This window comes from uncultured Shimia sp., from assembly GCF_947493595.1.
Lineage (GTDB): Bacteria > Pseudomonadota > Alphaproteobacteria > Rhodobacterales > Rhodobacteraceae > Shimia.
Genome location: NZ_CANLRL010000004.1, coordinates 172,093 through 188,628, shown reverse-complemented (window position 1 = coordinate 188,628; position 16,536 = coordinate 172,093). Strand labels below are relative to the sequence as shown.

The 16,536-nt window shown below is 58.4% G+C and carries 15 protein-coding genes and 2 riboswitches; of the genes, 6 read left to right on the top strand and 9 right to left on the bottom strand.

Features of this window, described 5'->3' with window-relative positions; genetic code table 11:
* Positions 1 to 73: 73 nt before the first annotated feature.
* Both argS and Q0955_RS12300 read right to left on the bottom strand, forming a co-directional pair.
* Positions 74 to 1,819 carry an arginine--tRNA ligase gene (argS, locus tag Q0955_RS12305; RefSeq protein ID WP_299424625.1) on the bottom strand — a complete coding sequence of 582 codons (1,746 nt, stop codon included), beginning with the start codon at positions 1,817 to 1,819 and terminating at the stop codon, positions 74 to 76.
* Between the two features lie 75 nt (positions 1,820 to 1,894).
* The gene (locus Q0955_RS12300; protein WP_299424623.1) at positions 1,895 to 3,034 is read right to left on the bottom strand and encodes a deoxyguanosinetriphosphate triphosphohydrolase; all 1,140 of its coding nucleotides are present in this window, start codon (positions 3,032 to 3,034) and stop codon (positions 1,895 to 1,897) included.
* Positions 3,035 to 3,127: 93 nt separating this feature from the next.
* Here Q0955_RS12300 and Q0955_RS12295 point away from each other — a divergent pair, with 93 nt between their 5' ends.
* The gene (locus tag Q0955_RS12295; protein ID WP_299424622.1) at positions 3,128 to 3,451 is read left to right on the top strand and encodes an iron-sulfur cluster assembly accessory protein; all 324 of its coding nucleotides are present in this window, start codon (positions 3,128 to 3,130) and stop codon (positions 3,449 to 3,451) included.
* A gap of 2 nt (positions 3,452 to 3,453) precedes the next feature.
* On the opposite strand, the gene Q0955_RS12290 is transcribed toward Q0955_RS12295, so the two are convergent.
* On the bottom strand, positions 3,454 to 4,362 hold the full coding sequence (locus tag Q0955_RS12290) for a DMT family transporter (protein WP_299424620.1): 909 nt from the start codon (positions 4,360 to 4,362) through the stop codon (positions 3,454 to 3,456).
* 176 nt (positions 4,363 to 4,538) lie between these two features.
* On the opposite strand from Q0955_RS12290, the gene xth reads away from it, so the two are divergent.
* Positions 4,539 to 5,318 (top strand): exodeoxyribonuclease III, encoded by a 780-nt coding sequence (gene xth / locus Q0955_RS12285; RefSeq protein ID WP_299424619.1) that lies wholly within the window; start codon positions 4,539 to 4,541, stop codon positions 5,316 to 5,318.
* Here xth and Q0955_RS12280 read toward each other — a convergent pair.
* Both Q0955_RS12280 and Q0955_RS12275 read right to left on the bottom strand, forming a co-directional pair.
* The gene (locus Q0955_RS12280) at positions 5,315 to 5,926 is read right to left on the bottom strand and encodes an SOS response-associated peptidase family protein (RefSeq protein ID WP_299424617.1); all 612 of its coding nucleotides are present in this window, start codon (positions 5,924 to 5,926) and stop codon (positions 5,315 to 5,317) included. The two genes, xth and Q0955_RS12280, sit on opposite strands and share 4 nt — an antisense overlap.
* 3 nt (positions 5,927 to 5,929) lie before the next feature.
* Positions 5,930 to 6,607, bottom strand: coding sequence for an arylesterase (locus Q0955_RS12275; protein ID WP_299424616.1), 678 nt, complete (start codon positions 6,605 to 6,607; stop codon positions 5,930 to 5,932).
* An 18-nt stretch (positions 6,608 to 6,625) separates the two neighbouring features.
* On the opposite strand from Q0955_RS12275, the gene Q0955_RS12270 reads away from it, so the two are divergent.
* Positions 6,626 to 7,321 carry an ABC transporter ATP-binding protein gene (locus tag Q0955_RS12270; protein ID WP_299424614.1) on the top strand — a complete coding sequence of 232 codons (696 nt, stop codon included), beginning with the start codon at positions 6,626 to 6,628 and terminating at the stop codon, positions 7,319 to 7,321.
* The gene (locus tag Q0955_RS12265; protein ID WP_299424612.1) at positions 7,318 to 9,843 is read left to right on the top strand and encodes an FtsX-like permease family protein; all 2,526 of its coding nucleotides are present in this window, start codon (positions 7,318 to 7,320) and stop codon (positions 9,841 to 9,843) included. Before Q0955_RS12270 ends, Q0955_RS12265 begins: the two co-directional genes overlap by 4 nt.
* Positions 9,844 to 9,956: 113 nt before the next feature.
* Here the strand turns inward: Q0955_RS12265 and gcvP are convergent, their stop codons facing one another.
* From gcvP to gcvT, 3 genes are all read right to left on the bottom strand, one after another.
* The gene (gene gcvP / locus Q0955_RS12260) at positions 9,957 to 12,806 is read right to left on the bottom strand and encodes an aminomethyl-transferring glycine dehydrogenase (protein ID WP_299424611.1); all 2,850 of its coding nucleotides are present in this window, start codon (positions 12,804 to 12,806) and stop codon (positions 9,957 to 9,959) included.
* A 147-nt stretch (positions 12,807 to 12,953) separates the two neighbouring features.
* A complete protein-coding gene (gcvH, locus tag Q0955_RS12255) occupies positions 12,954 to 13,313 on the bottom strand; it encodes a glycine cleavage system protein GcvH (RefSeq protein ID WP_299424609.1) in 360 nt (119 codons plus the stop codon).
* 18 nt (positions 13,314 to 13,331) lie between these two features.
* Complete coding sequence (gene gcvT / locus Q0955_RS12250; protein ID WP_299424608.1) at positions 13,332 to 14,456, bottom strand: glycine cleavage system aminomethyltransferase GcvT; 1,125 nt, start codon at positions 14,454 to 14,456, stop codon at positions 13,332 to 13,334.
* Between the two features lie 86 nt (positions 14,457 to 14,542).
* A riboswitch (glycine riboswitch) is annotated at positions 14,543 to 14,624 on the bottom strand.
* Positions 14,625 to 14,711, bottom strand: a riboswitch (glycine riboswitch). It abuts the riboswitch before it with no gap.
* A 271-nt stretch (positions 14,712 to 14,982) separates the two neighbouring features.
* Here gcvT and Q0955_RS12245 point away from each other — a divergent pair.
* Positions 14,983 to 15,369 carry a hypothetical protein gene (locus Q0955_RS12245; protein WP_299424606.1) on the top strand — a complete coding sequence of 129 codons (387 nt, stop codon included), beginning with the start codon at positions 14,983 to 14,985 and terminating at the stop codon, positions 15,367 to 15,369.
* 40 nt (positions 15,370 to 15,409) lie between these two features.
* On the opposite strand, the gene Q0955_RS12240 is transcribed toward Q0955_RS12245, so the two are convergent.
* Positions 15,410 to 15,865 (bottom strand): Rrf2 family transcriptional regulator, encoded by a 456-nt coding sequence (locus Q0955_RS12240; protein WP_299424605.1) that lies wholly within the window; start codon positions 15,863 to 15,865, stop codon positions 15,410 to 15,412.
* 104 nt (positions 15,866 to 15,969) lie between these two features.
* Here Q0955_RS12240 and Q0955_RS12235 point away from each other — a divergent pair, with 104 nt between their 5' ends.
* Positions 15,970 to 16,533: a gamma-glutamylcyclotransferase family protein gene (locus Q0955_RS12235; protein WP_299424603.1), complete on the top strand. Its 564-nt coding sequence runs from the start codon at positions 15,970 to 15,972 to the stop codon at positions 16,531 to 16,533.
* Positions 16,534 to 16,536 lie beyond the last annotated feature (3 nt).

The window sequence follows — 16,536 nt, the reverse complement described above, 5'->3', positions numbered from 1 at the left end:
TCCGCGTTACCGCAGTTGTACGGTGTCGCCGGGGTCGTCTTGCCTAGTCCTCAACCCCGACGAACGTGCAGCTTTAGCGCATCTCTTGCGCCGGAGTTACGCCCAGAATACCAAGACCTGCGGAAATAACAACGGCCACTGCACGTGCGAGTGCAATTTTCGCCTGTGATGTATCTGCGTCACCCTCTTGGACAAAGCGCAGCGAAGTGTCCTCGTTGCCTTTGTAGTACAGCGCATGCAGCTCACCGGCCAGTTCATACAGATAGAACGCGATCCGGTGCGGCTCATTAGTGCGACCGGCAATTTCCACCAGACGGGGCCATTCGGCCAACTTCTTCGCCACTGTGATTTCCGCCGCGTGATCCAGCTTGCCAAGGTCTGCCGCTGCCAAAGTCGCGTCATCCGCTGTGATGCCCGCTGCTTCGGCATTTCGGATCACCGAACACACCCGCGCATGTGCGTACTGCACGTAAAACACAGGGTTGTCTTTGGATTGCTCTAGAACCTTGTCAAAATCAAAGTCCAGCGGTGCATCGTTTTTGCGGGTCAACATCACAAAGCGGGTCACATCCGGACCTACCTGATCGACCACGTCACGCAGGGTCACAAAGGTCCCGGCCCGCTTGGACATTTTGAAAGGCTCGCCGTTTTTGAACAGTTTCACCAGCTGGGTCAGCTTAATGTCCAAGGGCACCTTGCCATCTGACAATGCCGAAACTGCAGCCTTCATGCGCTTGACGTAACCGCCATGGTCCGCACCAAAGACATCGATCAGCATGTCAAAACCGCGATCCACCTTATCGTAGTGATAGGCGATGTCAGGCGCAAAGTAGGTCCAAGCCCCATCGGATTTCTTCACCGGTCGATCCACGTCATCGCCATGTTCGGTGGACTTGAACAACGTCTGCTCTCGAGGTTCCCAATCTTCCGGCTTCTTGCCTTTTGGTGGCTCCAGCACACCTTCGTAGATCAGACCTTTTTCTTCCAATTCTGAAATCGCCGCTTCAATGCGGCCGGTGCCGTACAGGGACTTTTCAGAATAGAACTTGTCCATCACCACGCCCAGCGCCTTCAGATCAGCCCGGATCAGCTCCATCATCGCATCGGTTGCGAAGACGCGAACATCCTGTAACCAAACATCTTCGGACTTATCGAGATAGGCGTCGCCAACCTTGTCCTTCAAAGCCTTGCCGGTCTCAATCAGGTAGTCGCCGGGATAGGTGCCTTCAGGGAACGCAACCTCTTGGCCATGCGCCTCAAGGTAGCGCAGGTAAACAGAGCGCGCCAATACATCGACCTGACCACCGCCATCATTGATGTAGTACTCACGGGTCACATCAAAACCGACAAAGTCCAACAGAGACGCCAGCGCGTCGCCAAACACCGCACCCCGTGTGTGACCCACGTGCAGTGGCCCAGTTGGGTTGGCAGAGACATACTCCACATTGACTTTTTTGTTTTCGCCCATGGCGGAGCGGCCAAAGTTCTGGCCACCTTCCAGCGCAGCTTTCACCACGCCCTGCCACAGCACCGGCGCCAACCGCAGGTTCAGGAAACCAGGTCCAGCCACCTCAGCCACTTCAACACGCGCGTCTTCGGCCAGTTTTGCCGCCAGCACTTCTGCGATATCGCGTGGCTTCATTTTGGCAGGTTTGGCCAGCACCATCGCAGCGTTGGTCGCCATGTCGCCATGCAACGCGTCGCGTGGCGGCTCTACTGCCACGTTTTTGAAGTCCAGCCCTTCAGGCAGCTTGCCTTCGGTTTGCATCGCAGTCAGCGCGTCGATCACGGCTACGCGGATCTCGGAAAACAGGTTCATCAGACCGTCCTATCAATATGTCTTTGGTCTTTTCGGATTTGGCGTGGTTTATCACCCCAATCCGTCACGTCAACGTCACTTGCCCAGAAGCTGCTCATGTTGCTGCAACGCATAGCGGTCCGTCATGCCGGAAATATAGTCCGACACCATGCGCGCCACGGCGGTTTCGCTGTCACATTTTGCCAAATCCGTATGCCAGCGGGCAGGCAACAATGTGGGCTCCGTCAAAAACAGCGGAAACAGCTCTTTTACAACAATGGTCACTTCTTTGCGCATCTTCACCACGCTGGGCGCGCGGTACATGCGCGTGAACAGGAAGCCGCGAATTTCTTTCAGGTCTGCCCAGAGCGCAGTGGAAAACTGCACCACAGGCCGCCCACAAGCGCGCAATTCTTCCACGGACTGCGCATCCACCTCAGACAAGGCTGTCCGGGATGTATCAATCACATCCCCGACCATCACGCCAAAAACCCGCCGCAACGCCTCATGCCGTCGCCGGATCGCTTCCAATCCCGGATACTGCCGATCCACCTCGGCAAAAGCGTCCCCGACAATTGGCAGAGCACAGATCTCTTCTTCCGTGAACAGCCCGGCACGCAGCCCATCATGCAAATCGTGGTTGTTATAGGCCACATCATCCGCCAACGCGGCCACCTGCGCCTCGGCACTCGCATGGGTATGCAACTCCAGATCATGCAGCGCATTGTAATCAGCCAAGGCATAAGGCAGCTCGCCCGTCACCGGCCCATTGTGCTTGGCAATCCCCTCCAATGTCTCCCAGGTCAGGTTCAACCCATCAAAATCCGCATAGTGCCGCTCGAGCGAGGTCACAATCCGCACCGCCTGTGCGTTGTGGTCAAACCCGCCATAAGGCGCCATCAACTCGTGCAGCGCGTCTTCACCGGTATGCCCAAAGGGCGTGTGCCCCAGATCATGCGCCAGCGCGATCGCTTCGGTGATTTCCTGATTAAGACCCAACGCCCCCGCAATGGTCCGCGCCACCTGCGCCACCTCAATCGAATGTGTCAAACGGGTACGAAAGTAGTCACCTTCATGCTCCACAAAAACCTGTGTTTTGTGCTTGAGCCGCCGAAACGCGCTCGCATGAATGATCCGGTCCCGGTCCCGCTGAAAACACGACCGGAAGCTGCTCTCCTCCTCCGGAAAACGCCGTCCCTTGGCGCGTGCCGGATCTGAGGCATAGGGCGCCTGCATAAGCGTGGTCCTTGTAGCCTGTCCTTGGCCCTTCTATATTGGAATTTATGCCCGCTAGGAACCGGGCAAATCGCGCGAATAGGACAAAATATCATGCAGTTGCCGCCCAAAGTCACACAAAGAGCTTTCGAACGTCTCGCTGAGATTGGCGCCGCCGAACAAGGCCAAGCCCTGCGCGTGGCTGTAGAAGGCGGCGGATGCTCTGGCTTTCAGTATGAAATCAAACTCGATGCCCAAACAGACGACGATCTTGTGCTGGAAGGTGGCGGCGAGAAAGTCTTGGTGGACAGTGTGTCCCTGCCCTTTCTGACAGACGCCGTGATTGATTTCACCGAAGAGTTGATTGGCGCACGGTTTGTGATCAACAACCCCAACGCCACAAGCTCCTGCGGCTGCGGCACCAGCTTCTCCATGTAAAATCAAGCGGCTACGGTCTGTTCCTTGATTGTGGCTGGCACCATGTCAGCCACAAGCACCAACCCGCCTACCACAACCAAAGTGCCACCGAGCACCACCGGGCCAGAGATGCTCTCGCCAAATACGGCTGAGCCAACAAACACCGCCCACACAAACTGAATGTTCATCAATGGCGTCGCCACGTAGGCAGGCAACAGAGTGAGCGCGACCATGCACAGCCAACGCGCCACAAACATCACCGCTCCATAGAGGCATGCCCACAGCACATCTGAGATTGGCATGGGCACGGCCACAAACGGCAGGATTGCCAGCATCACCAAGCCCGCAGCGAGATTTGGCCAAAACACCTGCGCCAGACACCCGCCTTCACGTTGTGTCATCCACCGTGCTAACACCATTGAAAGCGCCGAAGTAACACAGCCCGCAACGGCAGCCGCGTGGCCGCTCCCCAAAACGCTTCCACCGTCCACAAAGAGACATGCCACACCAAGACTGCCAACGGCCAAAGCTGCCCAAGCCGTTGCCCGTACTGGTTCATGCAGGACCGGTCCCGACAAAACCGCCACTCCAAGCGGGATCATCCCAATGAACAGAAACATTTCCGCCAAAGGCAAAAGCCGAAAACCGTGGTAAAACCCAAAGGCCCCCAACAGCCCAAGCCCACAGCGTAAAACCATGAAACCTGAATACCGTGTTCGCAAATGCGCGCTTACACGCAAGATGTTCCCATGCGCCTTCACGCTTACGGAAACTAAGCTCAGCATCACCACAACCATACAAGACACACCAAATAGCTGAGCCGCAGGATAGCTCTGCGCGATCACCTTGATCAACACATCCGCTCCCGTAAGGACCAAAGTATAGCTTAGTACCACCACGCCCCCAAGGACGCGCACCGAAACAACAGACACATGACCCTCAACACATCAAACAAATACATCGTCGAAAGTACCGGCCCCAGCCTGCCACAGGTTTTCGATTTCGCAAAATCCAGATCCCCGTCTCCTTGAACCAAGCAAACTTTCCACCTTGCCGTTCCCTGCTGTGGCTGGATAGATACCGCAGACCAGCAGTGAGGAGCGCGCCCATGAAAATCGCCACATTCAACATCAACGGGATCAAAGCACGCATCGAAACCCTGCCCCGCTGGCTCGATGAGGCGCAGCCCGACGTTGCGCTGCTGCAAGAAATCAAATCCGTTGATGAAGCCTTCCCACGCGAGATCTTCGAAGAGCGCGGCTATCAGGTCGAAACCCACGGCATGAAAAGCTTCAACGGTGTAGCGATCCTGTCCAAGCTGCCGCTGGAGGATGTGACACGCGGCCTGCCTGGCGATGAGATCGACGAACAGGCCCGCTACATCGAGGCCACCGTCATGGGCGACACCCCGGTACGTGTCTGCGGCCTCTACCTGCCCAACGGCAATCCCTGCCCCGGTCCAAAATACGACTACAAACTTGCGTGGATGGACCGCCTGCACGCCCGCGCCCAAGAGCTTATGGCTGCCGAAGAACCGTTTCTGATGGCAGGTGACTACAACATCATCCCGCAAGACGAAGACGCCGCCAAACCAGAAGACTGGCAGGAAGACGCCTTGGCCCGCCCTGAAAGCCGCGCCGCGTATCGTCGCTTGCTAAACCTCGGCTTTACCGAAGCTTTCCGCGCCCGCAACCAAATGTCTGGCATGTATTCCTTCTGGGATTATCAAGCGGGTGCGTGGAACCGCAACAACGGCATTCGCATCGACCACTTCCTGCTCTCCCCGCAATGCGCGGACCTGCTACAAGACTGTCAGATCGACAAAGAAGAACGCGGTCGCTCCAAACCCTCTGACCATGTCCCCGTTTGGATTGATCTCGCCGCCTAAGCGCCGTCCCAATCCACATCCGCGGCCTCTTCGATAGACAGTCGCCCGTTTGGCCAAGGCACCATCAACGGCGCAACCTCTTCCTGCGTGCCAGTGAGCCACAAATCAATTGCGTCTTTCTCAAGAAGAACCCCCATCCGGTGATGGATTGGCTTCACGTCGCCATTGGGTTCACAGGTCACCGTCGCGACTTGGTGGACTTCCCGCCCTCCGGGCGCAATCCACAGATCCGTGATCGCCGCAAACACCAGTGGCTCCGCGCCTGTTATCCGCCAAGCTGTCTTCTTGCGCTTCTCACCGGTCCACTCATACCACCCATCCACAATCACCACAGCCCGCCCAACGCCATCAAACGCGGACTTGTCGAACACTGTCTCGGACCGCGCATTGACAATTGTCTCCATCACCGGCCGCCCCCTGGCGTTCACACGACCAACCGGAACAATGCCCCAACGCATACGTGTGAAGCCACACGCAGTCAGGCACACAATCTCCTGGCCCGGAGCAATGTTCCGGCGCAACGGTTCATCAGAAACCCCAACGATCTCACGACCAGCCCACTGACCAATTTTCGTCATAGGGGTTTCCAAAAACAGCCGCCCCGGCATAGATCACTCCTCCACAGCACGCTCGACCAAGCTTTGCACAAAGGGACCAAGCACCGGCACAATCCGCGCCACGCCCTGCACATTTGGATGGATGCCATCCGCCTGCATCAGCGCACGCAACTCGTCAGCTGGCAAATCCCGAATGGCCTCAAAGAAATCCGGTGCCAGAGCCACATCGTACTGCGCCGCCAGCTCGCCATACATCCCGTCAAATGCTTGTTTATAGTCAGCGCCAAAATTCATCGGTGCTTCGACACCTATCAGCAGCACATCCACATCCGCCACCTGACCGGCCTCAACAATCCCGGCCAAATTGGCCTTGCTCACCGCCGGGTCAATCCCACGCAACGCATCATTGCCCCCCAAGGTGACAATCATTGCATCCACTTCCGGCCCCAAGGTCCAGCCAACCCGTGACAAGCCCCCCTGAGTGGTGTCTCCAGACACCCCCGAGTTCTGCACAATCACGTCCAGCCCCTGCGCCCGAAGCCAGCCTTCAAGCTGCGGCACAAAACCCTCTCCCTGTGGCACGCCATAACCATGCGTGAGACTATCCCCCAGCGCCGCAATCACCGCGGGCTCGGCCAAAGCCGACCTAGCCGTTACCGGAACAACTAAAATGCCGAAGGTCAGCGCCTTGCCCACGCGTTTGGACGCCCCATATAGGGTGGAAACATTCATCAACAGGCGGCCTCTTTCATGTCATCCATTCTCTCCCTTAAAGATGCGGTTTTGGCGCTGGAAAGCAATGCCGGACGCATAGAAATCTTGCACGGCATCTCTTTGGACGTGCAGGCGGGAGAGACTTTGGCACTGGTTGGCCCCTCTGGGTCTGGCAAATCTTCCCTGCTAATGCTCATGGGCGGATTGGAGCGCGCCACCTCCGGCACTATCACCGCGCTGGACCATGACCTCTCCGCAATGGACGAGGACGCCCTTGCCCGGTTCCGCCGCGAAAACATGGGGGTGGTGTTTCAGAACTTCCACCTGATCCCCACCATGACCGCGCTTGAAAATGTCGCAACCCCGCTGGAACTTGCCGGGCGCAAAGACGCCCTAGAGCGCGCCAAAGCCGAGCTTGAGGCCGTGGGCCTTGGCCACCGCGCTGACCACTACCCCAGCCAAATGTCTGGCGGTGAACAGCAACGGGTTGCTCTTGCGCGGGCCTGCGCCCCTTCCCCGCGCCTTTTGCTGGCGGATGAACCCACCGGCAACCTCGACCAATCCACCGGCGAAACCATCATGGACCTGCTGTTTGACCTGCACGCCAAACGCGACACCACGCTGGTGCTGGTCACCCATTCCAACACACTTGCTGAACGCTGTGAACGTGTCGTGCGCCTGCGGGATGGTCAAATCGATGCGCCTTTGACTGCGGTTGAGGCCTCCGCATGAGCCTGACCGCTGCCACGCGCATCGCCCGCCGTGAAATCCGCGGCGGCCTGCGCGGTTTCGCCGTCTTTCTTGCCTGCCTGATCCTTGGCGTGGCCACCATCGCCGCCATCGGCTCCGTCCGCAGCGCCATCCAAACCGGCCTTGCCTCTGAAGGCGCCACGCTCTTGGGCGGCGATGCCGAAATGAGCTTCACCTATCGTCGTGCCACAGACGAAGAGCTGGCGTGGACAGTAGAAAACGCGGAAGCCACGTCCGAAATCATCGACTTCCGTTCTATGGTGGTTGTCCCCCGCAAAGACGATGCCGAACGCGCATTGGCACAAGTCAAAGCCGTCGATAATGCTTATCCCCTTGTCGGTAATGTCGACATCTCACCGGACATCCCATGGCAAGACGCGCTGGCTGGATCCGGCACCCTACCCGGCGCGGTCCTGCACGGCCTTTTGGCGGACCGCTTGTCTCTCAATATCGGCGACACCTTCCAGCTCGGAACCCAAGAATTCATCCTCACCGCCCGCTTGGATCGTGAACCCGACACCGCAGACGGCTTCAACTTTGCACCGCGCGCGTTTGTCCGCACCGAAGACCTCGCCAACAGCGGCCTGCTGGCGTCTGGCACGCTCTTCACCAGCCACTATCGTCTCGACCTGCCGCCCAATCCAGACCTCGCGGCGCTCGAAGCCGACGCCCGCGCAAAATTTGAAAGCACCGGCATGCGCTGGCGCGACAGCCGCAACGGCGCGCCCGGCATCACCCGCTTTGTAGAACGTTTTGGCGCCTTCCTGATCCTCGTGGGGCTCGCAGGGCTTGCCGTGGGTGGCGTGGGCATCTCCACCGCCATTCGCGCGTACCTGTCGCGTAAAACCGAGACCATCGCCACACTGCGCAGCCTTGGCGCTGAGCGCCGTGTGATCTTCCTCAGCTACTTCCTGCAAATCGGCTTTGTTTCTCTTGTTGGTATCGCTCTTGGTCTTGCCCTAGGCGCGCTCCTCCCGATCCTGTTGGGCCCGGTGATCGAGTCGGTCTTGCCGTTCCCCGCGAACTTCAGTCTCTATCCGATCCCCCTGATCGAGGCCGCCCTCTATGGCGCGCTCGCTGCTGCTATTTTCACCCTTTGGCCCCTGGCCCGCGTCGAAAACGTCCGTCCAAGTGCTCTCTTCCGCGACCAACTGGGGGAAAACCGCCATTTGCCCGCCGCGCGCTACATCTTTGTGGTCGGCCTGCTGATCGCGCTCCTTTTGGGTCTTGCCAGCTGGCTTTCTGGCTCCCCTCGACTGACACTCTGGTTTGCTGGCGGCGTGATAATCGCCATGATCGCGCTTACCTTTGCCGCCACCGGCCTGCGCGCACTTCTGCGCCGCCTCGCCACCCGCATGCGGCTGCGCCCTGAACTCCGTTGGGCCGTGCAATCCCTTGGCCGCGCTGGTGACGCCACCACACCTGTGGTGCTCTCCCTCGGCCTTGGTCTCAGCGTGCTTGCCACTGTCGGTCAAGTCGACGGCAACCTGCGCAACGCCATTGCCCGCGATCTGCCAGACGTGGCCCCGTCGTTTTTCTTTGTCGACATCCAGCGCGATCAAATGCCGGAACTACAAGCCGATTGGGACGCCACACCCACCATCCACAACGTCGAAACCGCCCCCATGCTGCGCGGCGTGGTCACCCGCATCAACGACCAACCCGCCAAAGAGGTTGCAGGCGACCATTGGGTCATTCGCGGCGACCGCGGCGTGACCTACGCCGGTGCCATGCCAGAGGACACCAAGCTGACCGCTGGCACATGGTGGGATCCGGACCATGCAGGTGAACCTCAGATCAGCTTTGCCGAAGAGGAAGCCCTTGAGATGGGCCTCAATCTGGGTGACTCGCTGACCATCAATATCCTGGGCCGTGACATCACCGGCACGGTCACCAGCTTCCGCGACGTAGATTTCTCCTCCGCGGGCATGGGTTTTGTGATTGTGATGAACGAAGCCGCGCTGGCTGGCGCGCCACACAGCTTCATCGCTACGGTTTATGCCGATGCCGAGAGCGAAGCGACCCTGCTCAAGGATGTCTCCGAGCAATACCCCAATGTCACGGCCATCCACGTGCGCGACGCTGCCCAGCAGGTCTCCAGCCTCGTCGCACAGCTCGCCAATGCCACCACCTATGGCGCGTCGACCATCCTGCTCACGGGACTACTGGTGATCTTTGGCGCCGCCGCTGCGGGCCAAGCTGCCCGCACCTATGAGGCAGCGATCCTCAAAACTCTCGGCGCCACACGCGTGCAGGTCCTACGCAGCTTTGCCTGGCGCGCCGCGCTCCTCGGTGCTGCGGCTGGCGCTGTGGCGCTCGCTGTCGGTCTCACCGGCGGCTGGGCGGTGATGACCTTTGTCATGGAAAGCGACTTCTACGTGATCTGGCCCAACGCGCTGCTGATCTTATCCGCAGGCATTCTGGCCAATCTCCTGGCAGGCATGGTCTTCGCGCTGCCTTCCTTGGCCAACCGCCCCGCACAAATCCTGCGCGCCCGCGACTAACTCCTCAACAGAAAAAGCCGGGCGCAAACCCGGCTTTCTCATTCTTCAAATATCTCAGGGGTGTGCTTGCCTTGGCAAGCGAGGGGGCTGGCCCCCTCCCCCAAACCAGAGATTTACTCCGCTGCGTCGGCGTAGTCATCCATCGGCGGACAGATGCAGACCAAGTTGCGGTCGCCGTAAGCGTTGTCCACACGGTTCACCGGTGGCCAGTACTTGTCGACACGGAACGCACCTGGAGGGAAACACCCCTGTTCGCGAGTGTATGGGCGGTCCCAATCCTTCACGAGGTCTTCCATCGTGTGCGGCGCGTGCTTCAGCGGGTTGTTTTCCGCATCAATCCGGCCTTCCTCGATGTCGCGAATTTCCTCACGAATGGACAGCATCGCATCACAGAAGCGATCCAGCTCCGCCTTGTTCTCGGACTCGGTGGGCTCGATCATCAACGTGCCTGCCACTGGCCAGCTCATGGTGGGCGCGTGGAAACCGCTGTCCACCAGACGTTTGGCAATGTCATCCACGGTCACGCCAGCACTGTCGGCAAACGGACGGGTGTCGATGATACACTCATGCGCCACACGGCCGGTTGGACCTTTGTACAGGATGTCAAACGCCCCTTCGAGCCGCTTGGCAATGTAGTTGCCGTTCAGGATCGCCACACGTGTCGCCTGGGTCAGACCTTCACCGCCCATCAGCAGAACATAAGCCCAGCTAATTGGCAAAATTGACGGAGAACCGAACGGCGCCGCTGAAACAGGCCCTTCCTGACCACCGGTTTCCGGGTGACCCGGAAGGTACTGCGTCAGGTGCGCTTTTACACCAATGGGGCCCATGCCGGGGCCACCACCACCATGCGGAATGCAGAAGGTTTTGTGCAGGTTGAGGTGGCTCACATCCCCCCCCAGATCGCCCGGACGGGACAGGCCCACCATCGCGTTCAAGTTGGCACCGTCGATGTAAACTTGACCGCCAAACTCATGGGTGATGCCACAGACCTCATGCACCGTGTCCTCAAACACACCATGCGTGGATGGGTAGGTGATCATGCAGCCTGCAAGGTTCTCGGCGTGCTTCTCTGCTTTGGCGCGGAAATCTTCCACGTCAATGTCGCCGTTCTCTGCGGTTTTCACCGCCACCACTTTCCAGCCCACCATCTGCGCAGACGCCGGATTGGTGCCATGCGCACTCATTGGGATCAGACAGACATTGCGGTGCTCTTCCCCACGTGAGCGGTGATAGGCCGCAATGGTCAACAGACCGGCATATTCACCCTGCGCGCCCGAGTTGGACTGCATGGAAATCGCATCATACCCGGTGATCTGACACAGCTTGTCGCTCAGATCTTCGATCATATGGGTGTAGCCTGCAACCTGATCTTTGGGTGCAAACGGATGCATATTGGAGAACTCTTCCCAGCTCACCGGCATCATTTCCACCGCGGCGTTCAGCTTCATGGTGCAAGAACCCAGCGGGATCATTGCCCGGTCCAGCGCCAGATCGCGGTCTGCCAGACGACGCATGTAACGCATCATCTCGGTTTCTGCCCGGTTCATATGGAAAATCGGGTGATCCAGATAGCTGCTCTCGCGCAGCAGTTTCTCCGGCAGGCGATACTCAGGCGTGTAGTCGTTGTCTTCCTGCACAATGCCAAAGGCACGCCAAACCGCTTCGATGGTCTGCGGACGGGCGGTTTCATCCAGCGAGATACCAACTTTAGTCTTGCCAACTTTGCGCAGGTTGATGCCCTCCTGCACCGCGTGCTGCAACACACCGCGCTGCAACAGGCCAACATCCACGGTGATGGTGTCAAAAAACACGCCCGGCTCCACGGTAAAGCCCGCATCTTCCAGACCTTTGGCCAGACGTGCGGTCTTGCGATGAATGCGCTGCGCAATCGCCTGAAGGCCCTCTGGCCCGTGGAACACAGCGTACATCGACGCCATCACCGCCAGCAGCGCCTGTGCAGTACAGACGTTGGAGTTGGCTTTCTCACGGCGGATGTGCTGTTCACGCGTCTGCAAAGACAGACGGTAGGCACGGTTGCCCTGTGCATCAATTGACACACCAATGATCCGGCCCGGCATGGAGCGCTTATAAGCATCTTTACAGCTCATATAGGCGGCGTGTGGACCACCATATCCTACAGGCACGCCAAAACGCTGGGTGCTGCCCACCGCAATGTCGGCGCCCATAGCACCCGGCTCTTTCAACAGGGTCAGCGCCAGCGGATCTGCCACCACAACACCAATCGCTTTGTTGGCGTGCAGCGCTTCAATTTCAGCAGTGAAGTCACGCACATGCCCGTGGGTGCCGGGGTATTGGAAGATCGCCCCAAAGACTTTGTCAGCCTCGAGATCATCCGGATTGCCAACAATCACTTCAATGCCCAGCGGCGCAGCGCGGGTTTGCATCACGCCAATGTTCTGCGGGTGGCAGTTTTCATCCACAAAGAAGGCTTTGACTTTGGATTTGGACACCCGCTGCGCCATGGTCATGGCTTCGGCACAGGCGGTGGATTCATCCAGCAAAGAGGCGTTGGCCACTTCCAGACCGGTCAGATCGCTGATCATGGTCTGATAGTTCAACAGCGCCTCAAGACGGCCCTGCGAGATCTCAGGCTGATACGGCGTATAGGCTGTGTACCAGGCTGGGTTTTCCAAAATATTGCGTTGAATTGCCGGTGGCGTCACGGTGCCATAGTACCCCTGACCAATCAGGCTGGTAAGCACATCGTTCTTTTCAGCAATTTCCCGCATGTGGCGCAGCACTTCGCGCTCCGACATCGGGCGTCCAGTATCCAACGGCGCTTTCTGGCGGATGCTTTCCGGCATCGTGTCGGCGACCAAAGCGTCAAGGCTCTCGGCACCAATCACCTCAAGCATCGCATCCATCTCATCCGGAGACGGGCCAATGTGACGGCGGTTGGCAAAATCATAGGGTAGATAGTCGGTGGGTTTGAAGGTCATCTTCATCTCCTCAACAATCCGCGGCAACAGGTGCGGCGAAGAAAAAGTCAGACTGCGGTCCGGCCAGAAAAGCCAAACCAATAATTCTCTCTTGAAGATCATAGGGCACGCGGATCGCCATCAGACGATCCGCGCACGCAAAAGCGTTTACCCAATGAAGTCTTTGTAGGCGTTCTCGTCCATGTAGTCGTCCATCTGGGACGCATCGGACGGCTTGATCTTGAAGAACCAAGCGCCTTCCATGGGGTCATCGTTCACTTTGCCCGGCTCATCCACCAGCGGCTCGTTCACTTCGACAATCTCGCCATCGATTGGCGCCAGAATGTCAGACGCAGCTTTCACGGATTCAATCACACAGACTTCTTCGTCTTTGGTGACTTCGGTGCCCGCTTCCGGCAGCTCGATAAACACAACGTCGCCCAATTGCTCGCTGGCGTGCTCGGTGATGCCAACCACCACCAGATCGCCTTCAACCCGCAGCCATTCGTGCTCTTCGGTAAATTTCATTGCTTGCTCTCCTGTTGCTCAACGCTTGAAGTTGGCGGGTACCAGCGGCATCTTCGCCACGGTCACGGGCATGCGTTTGCCGCGTACCTCACCAAAAATTTCTGTCCCGACAACGGCTTGTGCCGTGCCAACATATCCCATGGCCACCGGACCTTCGTAGGTTGGGCCAAAGCCGCCCGAGGTCACTTCGCCAATCGGCTCGCCACCTTCAGCTGCGGCAAACAACTGCGTGCCTGCCCGCATCGGCGCGCGGCCGGTTGGGGCCAGCCCCACACGTTTGCGCGCCACGCCTTCGGCCAGATCGCCAAAAATGCGGTCCGCGCCAGGGAACCCACCGGCACGGTCGCCATCCGCGCGCCGCACCTTTTGGATCGCCCAGGTCAAGGCCGCTTCAATTGGGGATGTGGTGGCATCAATGTCGTTGCCATAAAGGCAAAGACCACCCTCCAAGCGCAGGCTGTCGCGCGCACCAAGGCCGATGCCCTCAACTTCTTCCATCTCCAGCAACTTGCGGCAAATACCTTCCGCGTCGGCCTCTGGAATGGAAATCTCATAGCCGTCTTCACCGGTGTAGCCCGAGCGGCTGACCCAACAGGCCACGCCATCCAGCTCGACTTCGATAAAATCCATAAACGCCATGTCTGCAACAGCTGGGTTCAGCCGCGCCAGCGCGGTTTCCGCTGCCGGACCTTGCAACGCCACCAGCGCGCGATCGGTGATCTCTTCAACCGTCACATCAGGCGACAACGCCGCGGTCATGCGTGCAATATCGGCCTCTTTACAGGCCGCATTCACCACCACAAACAAGTGGTCGCCACGGTTGGCAAACATCAAATCGTCTTCGATCCCGCCCGCGTCATTGGTGAAAAAACCATAACGCTGACGCCCAGCGCCAAGGCCGATCACGTCTTGTGGCACAAGCGCTTCAAACGCTTTTGCCGCAGCCTCATAGCCGTCAGCCCGCAACGCGACCTGCCCCATGTGACTCACGTCAAACAGTCCAGCTGCCCCACGGCAATGCAAGTGTTCCTTCATGACGCCAAGCGGGTATTGCACAGGCATATCATAGCCCGCAAACCCAACCATCTTGGCACCAAGCTCAATATGCAGATCATAAAGCGGTGTGCGCTTCAGCTCTCCCATAGGCCTCGCCCTTCTCTTTCCGGGCGTGTCCATGTTCTGGAGGTCACATCCGGCATCCCAATTTCGCGCAATTAGTCCGCGCGTGCGATGCCCCCTCTGTCCGATTGCCTGAGATCGTTATCCCTTCGGCGGGCGCCCTGACGGACACCACTCTCCAGAGTGTGTTTCCTTAGGTGGTCGGTCCCTGTGGCCTGAGAGTTTCCGGGGCGGTTGCTCCTTCGGCACTGGATCGTCCAGTTCTCCCGATTCACCTTGCCGTGCACCGTAGTATGCAGAACAAAATCTGACAAGCCTCTATGTTCCACATAATTATCGCGCAATAAGCAATGCTTATAATGAAGATTGCTCGCCTAAATTCCCGAAATTCTAGCAACCGCAGGCGGACCCCATCGCGGCAAGGCAGTGCCACCCCCAAAACCACATTCACACAAACTTATTGACAACCATGGCCTCCCGCCAAGAACGACGGTTGCCTCCGACCCCAAGATCAATAAACACGATACATGCAGATACAAAAGGACCACCTATGCTTGCGCTTGCTCTGATCATCTTTGTTGGTCCGCTTATTGGTGGCGGCCTTTCGCTGTTCGCTGGTATCCAGCTGTGCCGAGCGCGCAGCGCCCTTGGTCTTCTGATTGTTGCGCTGATCTCTGCAATTGGTCTGCTTGCGGTCTGGGAAATGCGCTATGATCTTGGCCTTGACCTGCCAGACCTCGATACCCTGCCGTCCGGCGCTGCGACGGAAAAACTTCTGGTTATCCTCGCAGCGGTACTTCTTGGCACTTTGCTGCTTGCGGCCTTACGATGGCCCTCCTCCACAAAAGGGCGCTGGGCGGCCATTGTTGCGGTTCTGTTTTGGGGCACAGTGATTGGTGCTGGACTGGTGTTGTCCGGCGTTGATTTCCGGCACTAGCACTTCGGGGAGTCAGGCCGCAAAAGGTGGCACCCCGACCTCACCCGGCCTTCGCACCACATGGATCAGGCGCCAAAATTCCCAACAACGCTGTGTTATCACAGACCAAAGAGTCCAAAGTGACCTGATCCAGACGGGCGTAAAACGCCTCAGCAGCCTCACGCAGCGCCTCTTTCAGACGACATGCCTCAACGAGCGGGCAAGAATTGTCGACATCGGCAAAGCACTCCGCCAAAGGCACGGAAGCCTCCATCGCACGGAAAATCTCGCCAATCTCAATGTCTTTTGGCTCTCGCGCCAACTCCAGCCCACCGTTGCGTCCACGCTGTGTGCTCAGCACTTTCATCAACGCCAACTGGTGAATGACCTGTGCGAGGTGATTTTCCGAAGCGTTACACACGCCTGCAATTTCATGCTTGGTCACCAAGCGGCCACGGTGCGCTGTACAATACATCAGCACACGAATGGCAATATTCGTCCGTTTGGTAATCCGCATTTTTTCCTCTCAGTCCGTCCCAACGGTCAGATGGGTGGCCGACTTGTGCCAGAGGGGCCCACGCATAGCATTGACATGGATCAACACACGTGTAGGCAGGAAACATGACCGCCTCTTTCTTCTTTGGCTATGGTAGCCTCGTGAACCACAGCACGCATTCTTACGAGAACGCGCACCCTGCCCGCCTGAACGGATGGCGGCGGCAGTGGTGTCACACCGACCTGCGCCCCATCGCGTTTCTCACCGCTGTGCCAGACGACTCCTGCGCCATTGACGGCATTATAGCACATGTGCCCGGCGATGACTGGGAAGCTCTGGATGCCCGTGAGTTTGCCTACACCCGCATGCTCAGCACCCCGAATGTCACCCACCCGATCACCGATCCGATTGAGATCGCGGTTTACACCGCGCGGCACGACATTGGCCTGCCCGCAGACATGCGCCATCCGATCTTACTCAGCTACTTAGACGTGGTTGTGCAAGGCTACCTGCACGAGTTTGGCGAGCAAGGTGTTGCGGATTTCTTTGCCACAACAACCGGTTGGGACGCGCCTATCCTGCATGACCGCACCGATCCGCAATACCCGCGTCATCGCGTGCTGACCAAAGACGAAACCGCGCTGGTGGATCACCACCTCGCCGCTCTGGACGCAAAGTACACCAGCTAAAAG